This window comes from Rhodococcus ruber NBRC 15591, from assembly GCF_001894945.1.
GTDB lineage: Bacteria > Actinomycetota > Actinomycetes > Mycobacteriales > Mycobacteriaceae > Rhodococcus > Rhodococcus ruber.
On record NZ_BCXE01000021.1, the window covers coordinates 118,557 to 134,876 of the forward strand.

19 protein-coding genes are annotated in these 16,320 nt (G+C 70.6%); 7 read left to right on the plus strand and 12 right to left on the minus strand.

Annotated elements, in window-relative coordinates; translation table 11 throughout:
- The first annotated feature begins 27 nt into the window (after nt 1-27).
- The 3 genes from RR3_RS13615 to RR3_RS13625 are packed head-to-tail and all read left to right on the plus strand — an operon-like array spanning nt 28 to nt 1,929.
- The gene (locus tag RR3_RS13615) at nt 28-624 is read left to right on the plus strand and encodes a biotin transporter BioY (protein ID WP_017680682.1); all 597 of its coding nucleotides are present in this window, start codon (nt 28-30) and stop codon (nt 622-624) included.
- 22 nt (nt 625-646) lie between these two features.
- On the plus strand, nt 647-1,327 hold the full coding sequence (locus tag RR3_RS13620; RefSeq protein WP_010592663.1) for an energy-coupling factor ABC transporter ATP-binding protein: 681 nt from the start codon (nt 647-649) through the stop codon (nt 1,325-1,327).
- Complete coding sequence (locus tag RR3_RS13625; RefSeq protein WP_010592664.1) at nt 1,324-1,929, plus strand: energy-coupling factor transporter transmembrane component T family protein; 606 nt, start codon at nt 1,324-1,326, stop codon at nt 1,927-1,929. Before RR3_RS13620 ends, RR3_RS13625 begins: the two co-directional genes overlap by 4 nt.
- 14 nt (nt 1,930-1,943) lie before the next feature.
- Here RR3_RS13625 and pspM read toward each other — a convergent pair whose 3' ends face one another.
- The 5 genes from pspM to pgsA all read right to left on the minus strand — a co-directional run bounded on the left by pspM (nt 1,944) and on the right by pgsA (nt 5,511).
- The gene (pspM, locus tag RR3_RS13630; protein WP_010592665.1) at nt 1,944-2,753 is read right to left on the minus strand and encodes a phage shock envelope stress response protein PspM; all 810 of its coding nucleotides are present in this window, start codon (nt 2,751-2,753) and stop codon (nt 1,944-1,946) included.
- 40 nt (nt 2,754-2,793) lie between these two features.
- Complete coding sequence (locus tag RR3_RS13635; RefSeq protein ID WP_003935651.1) at nt 2,794-3,609, minus strand: PspA/IM30 family protein; 816 nt, start codon at nt 3,607-3,609, stop codon at nt 2,794-2,796.
- 194 nt (nt 3,610-3,803) lie between these two features.
- Nucleotides 3,804-4,199: a helix-turn-helix domain-containing protein gene (locus RR3_RS13640; RefSeq protein WP_010592666.1), complete on the minus strand. Its 396-nt coding sequence runs from the start codon at nt 4,197-4,199 to the stop codon at nt 3,804-3,806.
- A 146-nt stretch (nt 4,200-4,345) separates the two neighbouring features.
- Nucleotides 4,346-4,846 carry a CinA family protein gene (locus RR3_RS13645; protein ID WP_026137742.1) on the minus strand — a complete coding sequence of 167 codons (501 nt, stop codon included), beginning with the start codon at nt 4,844-4,846 and terminating at the stop codon, nt 4,346-4,348.
- A gap of 8 nt (nt 4,847-4,854) precedes the next feature.
- Nucleotides 4,855-5,511: a CDP-diacylglycerol--glycerol-3-phosphate 3-phosphatidyltransferase gene (gene pgsA / locus RR3_RS13650; RefSeq protein ID WP_010592668.1), complete on the minus strand. Its 657-nt coding sequence runs from the start codon at nt 5,509-5,511 to the stop codon at nt 4,855-4,857.
- Nucleotides 5,512-5,643: 132 nt separating this feature from the next.
- Here pgsA and RR3_RS13655 point away from each other — a divergent pair, with 132 nt between their 5' ends.
- Both RR3_RS13655 and RR3_RS13660 read left to right on the plus strand, forming a co-directional pair.
- Nucleotides 5,644-6,171: an amino-acid N-acetyltransferase gene (locus tag RR3_RS13655; RefSeq protein WP_082061259.1), complete on the plus strand. Its 528-nt coding sequence runs from the start codon at nt 5,644-5,646 to the stop codon at nt 6,169-6,171.
- A gap of 31 nt (nt 6,172-6,202) precedes the next feature.
- Nucleotides 6,203-6,487 carry a YciI family protein gene (locus tag RR3_RS13660; protein ID WP_017680684.1) on the plus strand — a complete coding sequence of 95 codons (285 nt, stop codon included), beginning with the start codon at nt 6,203-6,205 and terminating at the stop codon, nt 6,485-6,487.
- 23 nt (nt 6,488-6,510) lie between these two features.
- On the opposite strand, the gene RR3_RS13665 is transcribed toward RR3_RS13660, so the two are convergent.
- The 6 genes from RR3_RS13665 to thyX all read right to left on the minus strand — a co-directional run bounded on the left by RR3_RS13665 (nt 6,511) and on the right by thyX (nt 14,665).
- Nucleotides 6,511-7,497: a TerC family protein gene (locus RR3_RS13665; RefSeq protein WP_010592671.1), complete on the minus strand. Its 987-nt coding sequence runs from the start codon at nt 7,495-7,497 to the stop codon at nt 6,511-6,513.
- Nucleotides 7,498-7,704: 207 nt separating this feature from the next.
- Nucleotides 7,705-10,371, minus strand: coding sequence for an FtsK/SpoIIIE family DNA translocase (locus RR3_RS13670; RefSeq protein ID WP_172603552.1), 2,667 nt, complete (start codon nt 10,369-10,371; stop codon nt 7,705-7,707).
- Between the two features lie 82 nt (nt 10,372-10,453).
- Nucleotides 10,454-11,077, minus strand: a complete 624-nt coding sequence (locus RR3_RS13675; protein WP_026137743.1) for a TIGR03085 family metal-binding protein — start codon at nt 11,075-11,077, stop codon at nt 10,454-10,456.
- A gap of 60 nt (nt 11,078-11,137) precedes the next feature.
- A complete protein-coding gene (locus RR3_RS13680) occupies nt 11,138-12,955 on the minus strand; it encodes a ribonuclease J (RefSeq protein ID WP_017680686.1) in 1,818 nt (605 codons plus the stop codon).
- Nucleotides 12,952-13,860: a 4-hydroxy-tetrahydrodipicolinate synthase gene (gene dapA, locus RR3_RS13685; RefSeq protein WP_010592676.1), complete on the minus strand. Its 909-nt coding sequence runs from the start codon at nt 13,858-13,860 to the stop codon at nt 12,952-12,954. Before dapA ends, RR3_RS13680 begins: the two co-directional genes overlap by 4 nt.
- 49 nt (nt 13,861-13,909) lie before the next feature.
- Nucleotides 13,910-14,665: an FAD-dependent thymidylate synthase gene (gene thyX / locus RR3_RS13690; protein WP_010592677.1), complete on the minus strand. Its 756-nt coding sequence runs from the start codon at nt 14,663-14,665 to the stop codon at nt 13,910-13,912.
- A 116-nt stretch (nt 14,666-14,781) separates the two neighbouring features.
- On the opposite strand from thyX, the gene RR3_RS13695 reads away from it, so the two are divergent.
- The gene (locus RR3_RS13695) at nt 14,782-15,300 is read left to right on the plus strand and encodes a toxin-antitoxin system HicB family antitoxin (protein WP_010592678.1); all 519 of its coding nucleotides are present in this window, start codon (nt 14,782-14,784) and stop codon (nt 15,298-15,300) included.
- 60 nt (nt 15,301-15,360) lie between these two features.
- Nucleotides 15,361-15,798, plus strand: a complete 438-nt coding sequence (locus tag RR3_RS13700; protein ID WP_010592679.1) for an SRPBCC family protein — start codon at nt 15,361-15,363, stop codon at nt 15,796-15,798.
- Between the two features lie 23 nt (nt 15,799-15,821).
- On the opposite strand, the gene RR3_RS13705 is transcribed toward RR3_RS13700, so the two are convergent.
- Entirely contained in the window at nt 15,822-16,304 is a 483-nt protein-coding gene (locus tag RR3_RS13705; protein WP_010592680.1) for a flavodoxin family protein, read from the minus strand.
- Between the last annotated feature and the right edge of the window lie 16 nt (nt 16,305-16,320).

Here is a 16,320-nt window from a genome sequence, read left to right on the forward strand (position 1 = left end):
GGTCCCCTCGTCAGAAGGCTGAGAATCGTGTCCTCGACCCGCAGCACGCCCGCCCGCGACCTGGCACAGATCGCCGTGTTCGCCGCCCTGATCATCGCCCTGGGCCTGCCCGGACAGATCACCATGGGCTCGTCGGGCGTGCCGATCACGCTGCAGACGCTGGGCGTCATGCTTGCCGGCGCCCTGCTCGGCGTCCGCAGGGGCGTGCTGTCGGTGGCGACGGTGATCGTGCTGGGCCTGGCGCTGCCGGTGCTCGCGGGGGGACGCACCACGCTCACGGCGCTGGCCGGGCCCACGGTCGGCTTCCTGCTCGGCTGGCTGCCCGCCGTGGCGGTGATCGGCTGGCTCTCGGCGCGCATGCTGCCCCGCTACCGGGTGCTGCCGGGCATCGCCGTCAACGTGCTCGGCGGCATCGTCGTGCTCTACGCGTTCGGGATCGCCGGCATGCTCGCGCGCACCGATCTCACGCTGTGGGCGGCCCTGAGCGCGAACGCCACCTTCCTGCCCGGTGACCTGCTCAAGGCCGTCGTGGCGGCGGTCGTCGCCGCGCAGGTGCACCGCGCCTACCCCGCCCTGTCGAGTCCGAGCGCACCGGCGCGCCCGGCCGCCGATCCCGCGCACTGAACGTCGCGCCGGACACGACCGCATGAGCGAGATCCGCTTCCGGCAGGTGGGGCACGCCTACGGGGAGCGCACCGTCCTCGACGGCATCGACGTGACCCTCACCGAACGCCGCGTCGGGATCGTCGGTGCCAACGGCAGCGGCAAGTCCACCCTGGCGCGGATGATCAACGGACTGGTGGTCCCGACCTCCGGCACCGTCACGGTGGACGGCCTCGACACCGCCCGCAAGGCCCGCGAGGTGCGCCGGCGCGTGGGATTCGTGTTCACCGATCCCGATCATCAGATCGTGATGCCCACTGTCGCGGAGGACGTCGCCTTCTCCCTGCGCCGCAGCGGACTCGGCAAGGACGAGCGCGCGGAACGGGTACGGCGGGTGCTCGCCGACTTCGGGCTGGCCGGGCACCACGACCACCCGAGTCACCTGCTCTCCGGTGGGCAGAAGCAACTCCTCGCCCTCGCGGCGATCATGGTCACCGAGCCGCACGTACTGGTGGCGGACGAGCCGACGACGCTGCTGGACCTGCGCAACGCCCGGCTGATCGCCCGGACCTTCGCCGCCCTCGAGCAGCAACTGGTCGTGGTCACCCACCATCTGGATCTACTGGCGGGCTTCGATCGGGTGCTCGTCGTCGACGGCGGCCGCGTCGTCGCCGACGATGCGCCGGGCCCGGCGATCGACTTCTACCGCAAGCTGGTCTCGTGAGCACCCTGGGGCTGTACCACCGCGCGTCGTCGCCGGTGCACCGGGCACCGGCGGGACCGAAGCTGCTCGTCACGGCCGCGCTCATCGTGGCGCTCACGGTGTGGATGCGGCAACCGTGGCAGGTGCCGGCCGCCTCGGCACTCGTGCTCGGGCTCTACCTGCTGGCCCGGATCCCGCCCCGTCCCGCGCTGCGACAGCTTCGGCCGCTGCTGTGGATGCTCGTGGTGATCGCGGCGTTCCAGGTGCTGCTCGCCGGCTGGGAACGGGCGGTGGTGGTGTGCGGCCAGCTGCTGGTCGCGGTGGCCCTGGCCGCGCTGGTCACGCTGACGACCCGGGTGAGCGACATGCTCGACGCGATCGTGACGGGACTTCGTCCGCTCCGCCGGGTCGGCGTCGACCCGGAGCGGGTGGGTCTCGTCCTGGTGATGACCGTCCGGGCGGTCCCGATGCTCGGAGCGATCGTCGCGCAGGTCACCGAGGCGCGGAAAGCCCGCGGCCTCGGCTTCTCGCTGCGGGCCCTGGCGGTGCCCGTCGTGGTGGGGGCGCTGCTGACCGCCGAGGCGATGGGTGAGGCCCTCGTGGCCCGCGGCCTGGACGACTAGTCGCCGGCGCGCCGTCAGTTCCGGTAGCGGCTCTCGATCTGCTGGATCTCCCGCCACGACTGGGCCCAGCCCTCGAGTCGATCCGACGCCGAGATCAGCTCGGCGCGCTGACGGTCGAGCAGATCCATCGAACGGGTCCCGTCCGGGGCCGCCGCGAGCCGGGCCGCGGCGGCGACGAGTTCCTCGAACTGGTCGACGCCCGTGTCGAGCCGCTTCCCGGCGGCCGCGACGGCCGGACCGAGGTGGGCTTGGGCGGCGGCGCTGTCGCGGGCCGCGGCTTCGAGTGCGACCACGTCGACCGCGACTGCTTCGAGGGCGCCGGCGGCGTCTCGGGCGGCCGACGCGATCTCCTCCAGATCGTCGGCGGCGACGGTGCGGGACCGGGCCAGCACCGTCAGCAGCTGGGCGAGACTCTGTTCGTCGCTGGCGAGCCGGGCCATCGGGGACCGCGCGACGGAACCCGACGGCGGCAGGGCCCGGCGGGCGGGCGCCGGCGGCGGCAGCGCCACGGCGTCGAGACGCCGGAAGGTACGGAACGCGAGTGCGGCGGGCACGACGAGCGCGGCCGTCGTGCCGCCGGTGGCGACGACGGTCCAGTCGGGAGCCGACGCTGCCACCAGGGTCGCGGTGCCGACCCCACCCATTCCGGAGGCAGTGCCGAAGATGCGGGCACGGCGACGCGCGCGACGCTTCTTGCGCCGCAGCCGGGCCGCGGGGTCGTTCCAGCGGCGCGCCGCCTCGACCACGTTGCCGGTCATGTCCCGGAGCGCGGCCGCGGCCGGACCGGGAAACTGTCCGGTCCGGCCGCGTGCGGGAATGTTCATGACGATGTCGCGTTTCTGCAGTCGGTGATCGACGCCGGCGCTACTGAGAGCCGGCGCTACCCGCCGCCGAGGGCGGTTCCTTGGTCGGGTTGACCGCGGGGGTCGCGGGCGCCGCGGCGCCGGGCAGCGCCTCGCCCTTCATGGAGGCGCGGATCTGCTCGAGACGGCTGTGGCCGGCCATCTGGACGGTGGCCTGCTGGACCTCGAGCATCCGGCCGTGCACCGAGTTCTGGGCGAGCTCGGCCGACCCGAGCGCGGTGGCGTAGCGACGCTCGATCTTCTCGCGGACCGCGTCCAGGCTCGGCGTGGTGCCCGGCGCGGCGAGCGTCGAGTCCATCGAGCGCAGGGACTCGCTCACGCGCTCCTGCATCTTGGCCTGCTCGAGCTGGCTGAGCAGCTTGGTGCGCTCGGCCACCTTCTGCTGCAGCGCCATCGCGTTCTGCTCGACGGCCTTCTTCGCCTGTGCCGCAGCCTGCAGCGACTGGTCGTGCAGGACCTTCAGATCCTCGACGGACTGCTCGGCGGTGACCAGCTGGGCAGCGAAGGCCTCTGCGGCGTTCGTGTACTGGATGGCCTTCTCGGTGTCGCCGGCCGCGTTGGCCTGGTCGGCCATGAGCACGGCCTGCCGCGCGCTCGCGTTCAGCTTCTCGACCTCGTCCAGCTGCCGGTTGAGCTTCATCTCCAGCTGACGCTGGTTGCCGATGACGGACGCGGCCTGCTGGGACAGCGCCTGGTGCTGACGCTGCGCATCCTCGATCGCCTGCTGAATCTGGACCTTCGGATCGGCCTTCTCATCGATCTTGGAGTTGAACAGTGCCATCAGGTACTTCCAACCCTTGACGAACGGATTAGCCATGGGTGTGATCCTGCCTCCATCTGGTACGCCGCGGCGAACGCGACCCGATGCACGGCCCTCGCGCACCGTTTCCGGACGGTCCCGGGAGCCCCGCATACCCGGCCGTCGTGTGTCCCGAGCCACCCCCCGGTGGTGACCCGGAGTGTGTCGCTTTCGTCCGCGTCCGGCCAGGCCGTCGCGGTCCGACCTCCATGTTATGCGGCAGCCAGCGCGCGTGCCGCCGGCGGCGGGATCACCACCCGCGTGTCCTGCGCCACGAGTGCCGCGTGCTCGGCGGCGAGGGCCTCCGAGTCGCGGGGAGCCGGCTCGGCTCCGACGACCGCCGCTCCCACCGGGGTCCGGCCGCGGGCGGGAACCGCATCGGCGAGCGACTCGCTGACGTCGAAGAGCACGTCGGACAAGGGCACGTCGAGGGCGTCGCAGATCGCGGCGAGCAGTTCGCTCGACGCCTCCTTGCGTCCGCGTTCGATCTCGGAGAGGTAACCGAGGCTGACCCGGGCGCTGCTGGAGACCTCACGCAGGGTGCGGCTCTGCGAAACGCGGGTGCGCCGAAGGCTGTCACCGATTGCCTCACGCAACAACAGCGCCATCCCATCCTCCTTCGTCCGTCGTCGCTCAACCCGTCAACGCACGACGCACGTCGCCGGGTTCCCGGCTCCCCGCCCGGGCACGAAAACCCCTGCCGGGCGCGGCTCCGCACGGGTCCGGTTGCCACCGGTACCGCGGTGTCAAGACACTACATCCCCGCGGCGGCGTGCACGCGGGTGAGTAGGCCCGACACGGCGGCGTGGGTGGCACCGGACCGGATGTCCCACCGGTCTCCGGACACCGACGGACAAGTGACCACCGTGCCTCCCGGTCCGGCGATCCCGAGGTACAGCGTGCCCGGCGGATGCCCGTCCTGCGGATCCGGCCCGGCCACGCCGGTGACGCCCACGCCCCACGTCGCGGCGCAGCGCGCCGCGGCGCCCTCGGCCAGGGCCGCGGCGGTCGACTCGGAGACCGGCCCGTCCGCCGCGAGGCGCCCCGCATCCACCCCCGCCAGGGTGGACTTGAGGTCGGTGGCGTAGACGATCAGCCCGCCGCGCAGCACCACGCTTGCACCGGGTACCCCGGCGATCGTCGCCGCAATCAGCCCGGCCGTGAGAGATTCGGCCGTCGCCACCGTCTGCCGCTGCGCGGCCAGGGCCGCGACCAGCTCCGCGGCCGCGGTACCGGCAACGAGGGGGTCGGGCACCATCCCACTCACTGCCCGTGCTGTTGCTCGACGCGGTGCACGCCGGCGCGTAGCCGCACCGCCTGGACGACGTAGTCGATGCCGGTGCCGACCGTCAGGATCACTGCCAGCGCCATCAGCGCGACCGCGAACGGCGTCGCCGCCGCCGGCAACGGCAGCAGGTACAGCACGATCGCGAGGGACTGGAACAGGGTCTTGGCCTTGCCGCCGCGGCTCGCGGGGATCACCGCGTGCCGCAACACGAAGAAGCGCAGTGCGGTGACGCCGAGTTCGCGCGCCGCGATGATGCCGGTCACCCACCACGACAGGTCACCGAGCAGCGACAGGCCCACGAGGGCGGCGCCGATGAGGGCCTTGTCGGCGATCGGATCGGCGAGCTTGCCGAAATCCGTCACGAGTCCGTGCTTGCGCGCGAGCTGGCCGTCGATCCGGTCCGTGATCGCCGCGACGGCGAACACGGCCGTGGCGGCGAGGCGCCACGCGGCATCGTGGCCGTCGCCGGCGAACAACACCAGCAGGAACACCGGCACCAGAGCGATCCGCACCATGGTGAGGATGTTGGCGATGTTCCACAGCGGCACCGGCTCCGCGGCCGCGGGCGCGTGCGGCCCGGGGGCCGCCGCGGCCCCACCGGTCCCGGCCACCTCGGGATGCGGCGCGCTCACACCGGCCTCCCTGCCGCGGACGGCGCCGGGGGACGACGCGGACCCGGGTCCGCCGGGGCGACACGTGAGCATGGAGATCCGACCGGCACACGGACACAATATCGGTAGAGCGACCGGCTACTGTTCACCACTATGAATTCGCGGACGACGGACCCGGAACCCCACGACCGCATAGTCGTGCGACGGGCGCGAACCGGCGACATTCCGGAGATCAAGCGACTGGTCGACATCTATGCGGGCAAGATCCTCCTCGAGAAGAATCTCGTCACGCTGTACGAGTCCGTGCAGGAGTTCTGGGTGGCCGAGACGGCGGGCACCGTCGTCGGCTGCGGGGCCCTGCACGTGCTGTGGTCCGACCTGGGCGAGATCCGCACCGTCGCGGTGGATCCGCGGGTCAAGGGCCGCGGAGTCGGCCACCTGGTCGTCTCCCACCTGATCGACGTCGCCCGCGACCTCGAACTGGAGCGGCTGTTCGTACTCACCTTCGAGGTCGAGTTCTTCGGCCGGCACGGATTCACCGAGATCGACGGCACTCCCGTCACCGCGGAGGTGTACGCGGAGATGTGCCGTTCCTACGACACCGGTGTGGCCGAGTTCCTGGACCTGAGCTACGTCAAGCCGAACACCCTCGGAAACACCCGGATGCTGCTCTCCCTCTGAGCCTCTTCCCCCACCACGAATGCGAGGATCCATGCCGCTGTTCGCTGTCGAGTACACCTACTCCGAGGCCACCGCCGACGGCCGCGACGAGCACCGGCCCGCCCACCGGGGCTGGCTCGGAGAACTCGTCGACGCCGGGACGGTACGCGCGACCGGCCCGTGGGCCGACGGGTCGGGCGCGCTGATCGTCGTCGAGGCTGCGGACGAGCCGGCCGTGCGCGAGGTCATGGCGCAGGATCCCTTCGCGCGTCGCGGCCTGGTCGACGACGTCCGGATCACGGAGTGGCTCCCGGTGATGGGCGTCTTCAACGACTGACGCCCCTCACCGGTGCCGCGAGGTCAGGTGAGGTCGGCCTTCTCGCTGCGCGTCTTGAGCAGACTCGCCACGGTCGTCACCACGAGCACACCGACGATCACGCCCAGCGACAACCACGTCGAGATCTCCGGCACCGCGACGTGCTCCCCGCCGTTGACGAACGACAGCGTGTTCTCGTGCAGCGCGTGGAGCACCAGTTTGATCCCGATGAACCCGAGGATCACGGACAGGCCGTAGGACAGGTAGACCAACCGTTCGAGCAGGCCGCCGATGAGGAAGAACAGCTGTCGCAGGCCCATCAGAGCGAACGCGTTGGCGGTGAACACCAGGTAGGGCTCGCTGGTGAGGCCGTAGATCGCGGGGATCGAGTCGAGCGCGAACAGGATGTCGGTGAAGCCGATGGCGGCCAGGGCGAGCAGCATCGGGGTCGCGAACCGCTTGCCGTCGATCCGGGTGAACAGCTTGTCGCCGTGGTACTCGTCGGTGGTCGGGTACACCTTGCGGACCAGGGAGACGATCCGGTTCTCCCGCTCCTTCTCGTGCTCGACCTCCTCACCGTGCTCGCGGATCAGCTTGATCGCGGTGTAGATGAGGAATGCGCCGAAGAGGTAGAACACCCAGCTGTAGGTGTTGATGGCCGCGGCACCGACGGCGATGAACGCCCCGCGCATCACGAGTGCCAGGACGATGCCGATGGTGAGTACCTTCTGCTGGTACTCGCGCGGCACCGCGAAGGTCGACATGATGATCACGAAGACGAACAGGTTGTCGACGCTGAGAGCCTTCTCGGTGACGTACCCGGCGAAGTACTCACCGCCGTACGTCGGTCCCCAGACGGCGAACACCACGACGCCGAACACCACGGCGAGGCCGATGAACACCGCCGACCAGAAGCCCGACTCGCGCAACGTGGGCGCGTGCGGTTTGCGGACGTGCGCGTAGAAGTCGAAGACGAACAGTCCCAGGATCACCAGGATGGTGACGATCCAGACGAGCGGGGTGACATGCATCTGCAGGCATTCCTCCGGTAGGCACAGCAAACCACCGGAGGTCTCTCCCACCTCGACTCACGGCTCCGAGGAGCGGCTTCGAGGTCGACAGCCCCGGGACGACATCGGTGTCGCACGTGTTGACGGAACTGCCGCGAGTTAGGGGATACTCCCCTCCACTTCGTCCATTCAACCACATGCGGGAAGCGGCATCGATCCGTGCCGCCCCTACTCCGCCGGTGCCGGCGCGTCCGCGTCCCCGCCGCCCCGGATGGAGAGCAGCAGGCCGTCGAGTTCGTCCGGCTTGACCAGGACCTCCCGCGCCTTGGAGCCTTCGCTGGGACCGACGACCCCGCGGGTCTCCATCAGATCCATCAGGCGCCCCGCCTTCGCGAACCCGACCCGCAGCTTGCGCTGCAGCATCGACGTCGACCCGAACTGACTCGACACCACCAGCTCGACCGCCTGCAGGAACACGTCGAGATCGTCACCGATGTCGGGGTCGACATCCTTCTTCTCGCCGGGCTTCGCGGTGGTGACACCCTCGGTGTACTCCGGTTCCTTCTGGTTCTTGGCGAAGTCGACGACGGCCGCGATCTCCTCGTCGGTGATGAACGCGCCCTGCATTCGGATCGGCTTGCCGGCACCCATCGGCAGGAACAGGCCGTCACCCATGCCGATGAGCTTCTCGGCACCGGGCTGGTCGAGGATGACTCGGGAGTCCGTCAGCGACGAGGTGGCGAACGCGAGTCGCGACGGCACGTTCGTCTTGATCAGACCGGTCACCACGTCGACGGAGGGCCGCTGGGTGGCGAGCACCAGATGGATGCCGGCGGCCCGGGCCTTCTGCGTGATCCGCACGATGGCGTCCTCGACGTCACGGGGGGCCGTCATCATCAGGTCGGCGAGTTCGTCGACGATCGCGAGGATGTAGGGGTACGGCCGGTAGACCCGCTCGCTGCCGAGCGGCGCGGTGATCTCGCCGGACCGGACCTTGGTATTGAAGTCGTCGATGTGCCGGACCCGGTTGGCCTGCATGTCCTGGTAGCGCTGCTCCATCTCCTCCACCAGCCACGCGAGAGCGGCGGCTGCCTTCTTCGGCTGGGTGATGATGGGCGTGATCAGGTGCGGGATGCCCTCGTACGGCGTGAGCTCGACCATTTTCGGGTCGATGAGGATCATCCGGACCTCGTCCGGGGTGGCCCGCACGAGCAGCGACACGAGCATCGAGTTGACGAAACTGGACTTGCCGGAGCCGGTGGAGCCGGCGACGAGCAGATGCGGCATCTTGGCCAGGTTCGCGCAGACGAAGTCGCCCTCGATGTCCTTGCCGAGCCCGATCACCAGCGGATGGTGATCCTTGCGTGTCGACGGAGCGGCGAGCACGTCGGCCAGACGCACCAGTTCGCGGTCCGAGTTCGGGACCTCGATGCCGACCGCGGACTTGCCGGGGATCGGCGCGAGCAGGCGCACGTTGTCGGTGGCCACGGCGTAGGCGATGTTGCGGGCGAGCGCGGTGATCTTCTCGACCTTCACGCCGGGTCCGAGTTCCACCTCGTACCGTGTGACCGTCGGGCCGCGGGTGAAGCCCGTGACCGCGGCGTCGATCTTGAACTGTTCGAGCACCTCGGTGATGGCCTCGATCATCTGGTCGTTCGCCGAACTGTGCTTCTTGGGCGGATCGCCCTCGAGCAGCAGCCCGAGCGACGGCAGAGCGTAGTCGCCCTCCACCACCCGGTCGGGAACGAGCGGCTCGAGCTTGCCGTCGTCGGAGGGTTCCTCGACCGGCGGGACCGGCGCGGGAGCCTTCTTGGACCGGGCGCGGGCGCGCGGCGGCTCGGGTGCCGGATCCGGTGCGGGTTCCGGCGCCGGAGGCGCGGCGGGCGCCGGCTCCGGATCCCACACCGGCAGCACCTCGGTGCGGGCGTCGCCGTCGAATTCGTCCGTCGGGTAGTTCTCGACGGGGGTACGCCGCCGGCCCCGGGTACGCCGCTCGACCGGGTAGCCGTCGGCGTCGAACAGAGTCGGGTCGTGCTCCGGGTCGTAGTCGTCGGCGTGGTCCGGGTCGTACGCGCCGTACTCGTCGTCGGCCCGATAGTGCAGGCCGAAGTACTCGCGGAACATCCCGGGCAGTTCCCGGATCGTCGTGCCGGTGAGCAGCAGGATCCCGAACCCGGCTGCCATCAGCAGCAACGGCACCGACAACCACACCGTCAGACCGTCGGTGAGGGGCCCGCCCACCAGATATCCGAGGAAGCCGGCGCCCCCTGCCCGGCCCGCGCCGTCGGTGGGCATGCCCGAGGCGATGTGCCACAGGCCGAGCGCGGGGAGGGCGACGAGTATCGACCCCAGGACGAGCCGGGGCCGGATCTCCGGCCGCGGCTCGGTGCGCATGAGGACGACCGCGATCACGAGACCGGTCAGCGGCAGCACGGCGCTGGCGCCGCCGACGAGCGCGCGGACCGCGGCCTCGATCCAGCCGCCGAGCGGGCCGCCGACGGCGAACCAGACGCTGCCGGCGACGACGACGCTCGCGGCGATGAGCCCGAGGGCGATGCCGTCGCGGCGGTGGCCGTGCTCGACCTCCGTCACCCTGCCCACCGTGCGGGTGGTGGCACCCACCCCGCGGGCGATCATCGTCCAGCCGGTGCCGATCCCGCGGCCGAGCGTCTGCAGGACGCCCGGCCGTGATGAACGAGAGGGCGCCTTGCGCCGGGGGCCGGCGGTGCTGCGAGCCGGGCGTCGTGCGGCGGGTTGCCGGCGGGTCGTCGTGGCGGGCTTGCGGGTGCTGCCCTTCGCCCGCGACGCGCCCGAGGCCCCGGACGAGCCGCGCGCCCCCGACCTCGACCGTGAGGTCGTCGACGACGATCCGCGGGCACCCGACTTTCCTGCCATACCCGTCAGGTTAGTCGCAATGTCCACAACCGAACCATCCGCAACACCGGCATCAGCCGCGCGCGGTGGTCACACGGGCGGATCAGATGCCGCGACCGGACGCGGCAACCTCCGCGACGTCGGCGGCCGGCCCGGTGGTCTCGACGCGCACCTCGTCACGGCCGAAGGCGTGCAGCAACAACTCGGACGGTTCGCCGCGCAGGATCACGGTGCGCGGACCGCGCCGACGGACCGTCGCGCGGGTGCCGTCGGGGCGCTCGAACACCACGGTGACGTCGGTGCCGCGGTAACCGCGCCGGCCGATCTGCCGGGCCATCTGCCACAGGCGGTCCTGGGTCGGTGCGTCGAGCGGTCGCGGCTGCCACCCGGGCGCGGCGCGGCGCACGTCCTCGTGGTGGACGAACATCTCCGCGGCATTGGCGATCCCGTCGACGAGGTACAACGGCGACCAGACCGGCGGGCCGGACTCGATGTCGGCGAGCAACTGCTCCCACGGTCGGTCCGCCGCCCCGGCGCGCACCCGCTCGGTGTGCCCGGCCAGCGGAGGCAGGACGATGCCCGGCATCGTGTCGATCCGGCGTTCGCGGACCACGAGATGGGCGGCCAGGTCCCGGGTGGTCCAGTCCCCGCACAGGGTGGGGGCGTCGGGACCGGTCTGCGTCATGGTGCGGACGAGTGCGTGTCGTTCGTCACGGGCGAGGCTCACACGGCCCACTGTAGCGTCGGACCACCGCTGCCGCCGGACCGTCCGCGCCGTGGAGTGCCGCTACGCCGGACCCGGAACGGTGATCACCGTCGGCACGATCATCGGCCGGCGACGGTAGGTGTCGGACACCCAGCGCCCGACGACGCGGCGGATCGCCTGGGCGATGCGGTGGGCGTCGTCGATGCCCTCGGCAGCGAGTTCGTTGAGGACCTTGTCCACGAGCTGCGCGGCCTCGGACAGTGCCCCCGGGTCGTCGGAGAACCCGCGGCCGGACACCCCCGGCGTGCTCACGGCGCGGCCGTTCTCGTCGACGGCGACGGAGATGGAGATGAAGCCGCCCTCGCCGAGGATCAGCCGGTCCGACAGGGTGGATTCGCCGACGTCGCCGACCGACAGGCCGTCGACGTAGACGTGGCCGACGGGTACCTGCCCGACGATCTCCGCGAGCCCGTCGACGAGGTCGACGACCACGCCGTCCTCCGCCAGCACGATCCGCTCCCGCGGAACCCCGGTCGCCTCGGCGAGCGCCGCGTTGGCCCGCAGGTGCCGCCATTCACCGTGCACCGGCATCGCGTTCGTCGGGCGCACCGCATTGTACAGGTACAGCAGTTCGCCCGCGGAGGCGTGGCCGGAGACGTGCACCTTCGCGTTCTGCTGGGTGACGACGGTGGCGCCACGCTTGGCGAGGCCGTTGACGACCGCGAACACCGAGTTCTCGTTGCCCGGGATCAGCGAGGACGCCAGGACGACGAGGTCGTCGGCCCGGATGTTGATCTGCCGGTGTTCGCCCCGCGCCATCCGGGAGAGCGCGGACAGCGGTTCCCCCTGGGAGCCGGTGGAGATCAGCACGAGCCGGTTGTCGGGCAACGTCGCCGCGGTGTCGAGATCGACGACGAGCCCGTCCGGCACCCGCAGGTAACCGAGGTCCTGCGCGATCTGCATGTTGCGCACCATCGACCGCCCGACGAAGGCGATGCGGCGGTTGTACCGCTCGGCGACGTCGACGACCTGCTGGATGCGATGCACGTGGCTGGCGAAGGACGCGACGATCACGCGCTGGGTGGCCTTGCCGATGACATTGTCCAGCACGCCGCCGATTTCGCGTTCCGGCATCACGAAGCCGGGAACCTCGGCATTGGTGGAGTCGACGAGGAACAGGTCGACGCCCTCGTCACCGAGCCGGGAGAAGCCGGCGAGGTCGGTGAGGCGGCCGTCGAGCGGCAACTGGTCGAGTTTGATGTCGCCGGTGTGCAGCACGAGGCCGGCCTCGGTACGGACGGCGACGGCGAGCGCGTCCGGGATCGAGTGGTTGACGGCGAAGTACTCGCACTCGAACGGCCCGTGCGTGGTCCTGTCCCCCTCGACGACCTCGACGAGGTTGGGACGCAGCCGGTGCTCGCGGCATTTCGCGGCGACGAGTGCGAGGGTGAACTTCGAACCCACGACCGGGATGTCGGGACGCAGCCGCAGCAGGAACGGCACCGCCCCGATGTGGTCCTCGTGCCCGTGGGTGAGGACGACGGCTTCGACGTCGTCCATGCGGTCCTCGATGTGCCGGAAGTCCGGCAGGATGAGGTCGACGCCGGGCTGCTGATCCTCGGGGAAGAGCACGCCGCAGTCGATGACGAGGAGCTTGCCCTGGTGCTCGAAGACCGTCATGTTGCGGCCGATCTCGCCGATGCCGCCGAGCGCGACGACGCGCAGACCCTTGCGCGGTGCCTTCGGCGGGGTGCCCAGACGCACCGACATGTCCGCGACCTTGCGCGGGTCGGGCCGCTGGGTGTCGGCCGAATTCTGCACGGTCCGGCGGACGGGCCGGGTGCTGGGCGGTCCGGCGTTGCGGGTGGCGCGGCCCCGGCCGCGCGACGGGCGGCTCATGCGAGCACCCCTGCGGCGTGCAGGTCGGCGGCCAGTGCGTCGATCTGCAGGGAGGTCGGCGCCACCTGCGGCAGGCGGGGCTCGCCGACGTCGAGGCCCATCAACCGCAGCCCCGCCTTCGACGCGCTCACCCCACCGAGGCGGGAGACGGCACGCAGGATCGGCATGAGGCTCAGGTTGATCGCGCGAGCGCGGACGAGATCACCGGCCTGGAAGGCGTCGTACAGCTCCCGCAGGCGGCCGGGCACGAGATGACCGATGACACTGACGAATCCGACGGCACCGACCGACAGCCACGGGAGGTTGAGCGGGTCGTCTCCGGAGTAGAACTTCAGGTCGGTGGTGCCGATGAGCTCGGCGCCGGCGTTGAGGTCGCCCTTGGCGTCCTTGACCGCCACGATGCGGGGGTGCTCGGCGAGCCGGCGCAGCGTCTCCGTTTCGATCGGCACGACCGAGCGCGGCGGTATGTCGTAGAGCATGACGGGCAGGTCGGTGGCGTTCGCGACGGCCGTGAAGTGGGCGTAGAGCCCGGCCTGCGGCGGCCGGGAATAGTAGGGGGTGACGACGAGCAGTCCGTGGGCGCCGGCTCGCGCGGCGTCGCGGGCCAGTTCGACGCTGTGGGCGGTGTCGTTGCTGCCGGCGCCGGCGATGATCTTCGCGCGGTCCCCCACCGCGGCGAGCACGGCGCGCATCAGCTCGAGCTTCTCGTTCTCGGTGGTGGTCGGCGATTCACCGGTGGTACCCGCGAGGACCAGCGCATCGCAGCCGCCGTCGACCAGATAGGCGGCAAGACGCACACCCGCGTCCACGTCGAGCTTGCCGTCGGCGGTGAACGGGGTCACCATCGCTGTGGCGATGGTGCCGAACGGAAGCTCGACAGCAGAAGCGGAATCACCGTTGGTCATGGTCAGAAGGCTACCGCGTGACCCGGGCTCTTCCACACACACCTGCCGGTCAGGTCTCGGTCGCGAAGGCACCGGCGGCAACCTCGGAACCGTCGGGCAGACGGGTGATAGTGAAGTCGCCGAAGATGTTCGGCGCGGCGTCCTGCAGCTGGCGCAGGCACTCGACGGCGAGGCGGCGGATCTCGACGTCGGCGTGCTCGGTCGCACGCATCGCCACGAAGTGCCGCCAGGATCGATAGTTGCCGGTGACGACGACGCGGGTCTCGGTGGCGTTGGGCAGTACCGATCGCGCGGCCTCGCGGGCCTGCTTCGCACGGATCGGCCCCTCGGGCAGATGGGACAGCTTCTCGTCGAGCGCGTCGAGCAGTTCGATGTACGCGGCCCGGCTGGACTCGGTGGCGGCGAGGAACAGGTCCTCGAGTCGCGGGTCCCCGGCCACGGCCGGCGGGACCACGACCGGAGCGTCGCTGCCGCGGACGAACCGCTGGGACAGCTGCGAGTAGGAGAAGTGGCGGTGCCGGATGAGTTCGTGGGTGCAGGACCGGGAGATGCCGGTGATGTAGAAGCTCACCGAACCGTGCTCGAGCACGGACAGGTGCCCGACCGTGAGCAGGTGGCGCAGGTATCCGGCATTGGTGGCCGTGCGGGGGTTCGGCTTGGACCAGCTCTGGTAGCACGCCCGGCCTGCGAACTCGGCGAGTGCCTCTCCGCCGTCGGCGTCGGTCTCCCAGGGCACGTCGGCGGGCGGGACGAACTCGGTCTTGGCCACCAGCCTGACCTTGAGCGTGACTGGCTCGGGCGCCATCGGTTCTCCTCCAGGTTGTCGATCCAGTCGACCGTAGCGCCGCGCGGGGCGGCACCCGACCGCGGGCTGCATTCCGACGCCTTGACTGACATCACATATGACGTCATGATGGCGTCATGCGCCTCGATCCGTATCTGGATGCGATCACCGATTCCCTCGTCGCCGCCGCGGAACTCGGCGACGAACAGACCCGCCGGACCGCGGCGGCCCTCGCCGCAGCGGTCGCTGCGCCCGCCCGCCTGGCCGTGCTGCAGGCACTGTCGGACATGGCGGCGGAGATCTCGGGCGAACTCGGCGACCGGGTGGTCACCGTACGTCTGGACGGCGACGACGCCGTACTCGAGGTGCGGTCGGAGATGTCCGCCGAAACCCCCAGCCCTGCCCAGACTTTCGAGGACGTCACCGGAGACATCAGCCGGGTGACCCTGCGCCTGGTCGAGCAGATCAAGGCCCGCGCCGAGGAGGCGGCGGCCCAGAACGGCGTGTCGCTGAACTCGTGGGTGTCGCAGGCCGTCCAGGGGGCGCTGCGCGAACAGATGCGATACCAGCGCCGCGCCGACGAGCGCGCCACGAGGCGCCCCGCCGACGAAACCGGAGCGGGTCCGTCCGAAACCTCCGAGCGCGAGGACGGTTGAGCGGGAGGCGGTGCGGTACATTGCCGACGCACGTCACCCGAAAGCCGAGGAAGTGAGCGCATGGCCGTCAGCAGTTCCAGCAGTTTCGAGATCAAGGCCGACCCGAGTCGCGTGATGGCGGGCATCGCCGCGGTCGATCGACTGCCGGAGTGGTCCGGTCCGCACAAGACCGTCGTCGTCGAGACCACCCACCCGGACGGCCGCCCCCACCGCGTCCGGATGACCGTGTCCATCATCGGAATTCACGACGAACAGGTGGTGGACTACTTCTGGAACGGCGACGAGTCGATGTCCTGGACCCTGATCGAGAGCCACCAGCAGCATCAGCAGGACGGCACCTACACCCTCACCGCCACCGAGAGCGGCACCCGGGTGGACTTCACCCTCACGATCGACCCGAAGATCCCGCTGCCCGGCTTCATGGTGAAGAAGGCGCAGAGGATGGCGATGGAGACCGCCGAGAAGGGTCTGACGAAGTTCGTCGAGAAGCTGCTCTGACGCGCCGCGCGGTGTCCGCGCGGTCAGACCTCCGGTGACACGGACACCGCGACGGTCGCCCCGAGCTCGTAGCAGCGCTCCCGGACCTTCGCGTCGATCGGACCGGTGATCTCGAGGTCCTGCGTGACCTGCGCCAGGGCGAGGCCCGTGACGAGTTTCCGCACGGAGGCAACGGCGCCCGCGGTGTCGTTGTTGCCGTGCACCCACAGCCCGTACGGCCGCCCTGCGACCGCGTCGAGGCACGGGTAGTAGACGGTGTCGAAGAAGTGCTTCAGGGCCCCCGACATGTACCCGAAGTTCGCGGTGGTGCCGAACACGTAGCCGTCGGCGGCGAGCACATCCGGCACCGTCGCACCGAGCGCGGGCACCGTCCGCACCCGCACCCCGGCGATGTCGGGGTCGTGCGCCCCGGCGAGCACCGCCTCGAGCAACTCGCGGGTCGACGGGGACGGGGTGTGGTGGACGACGAGCAGCGTGCGCTCGCCGTCGGCAGGAGCCTCGGTCACACCCTGCAGGGTACGT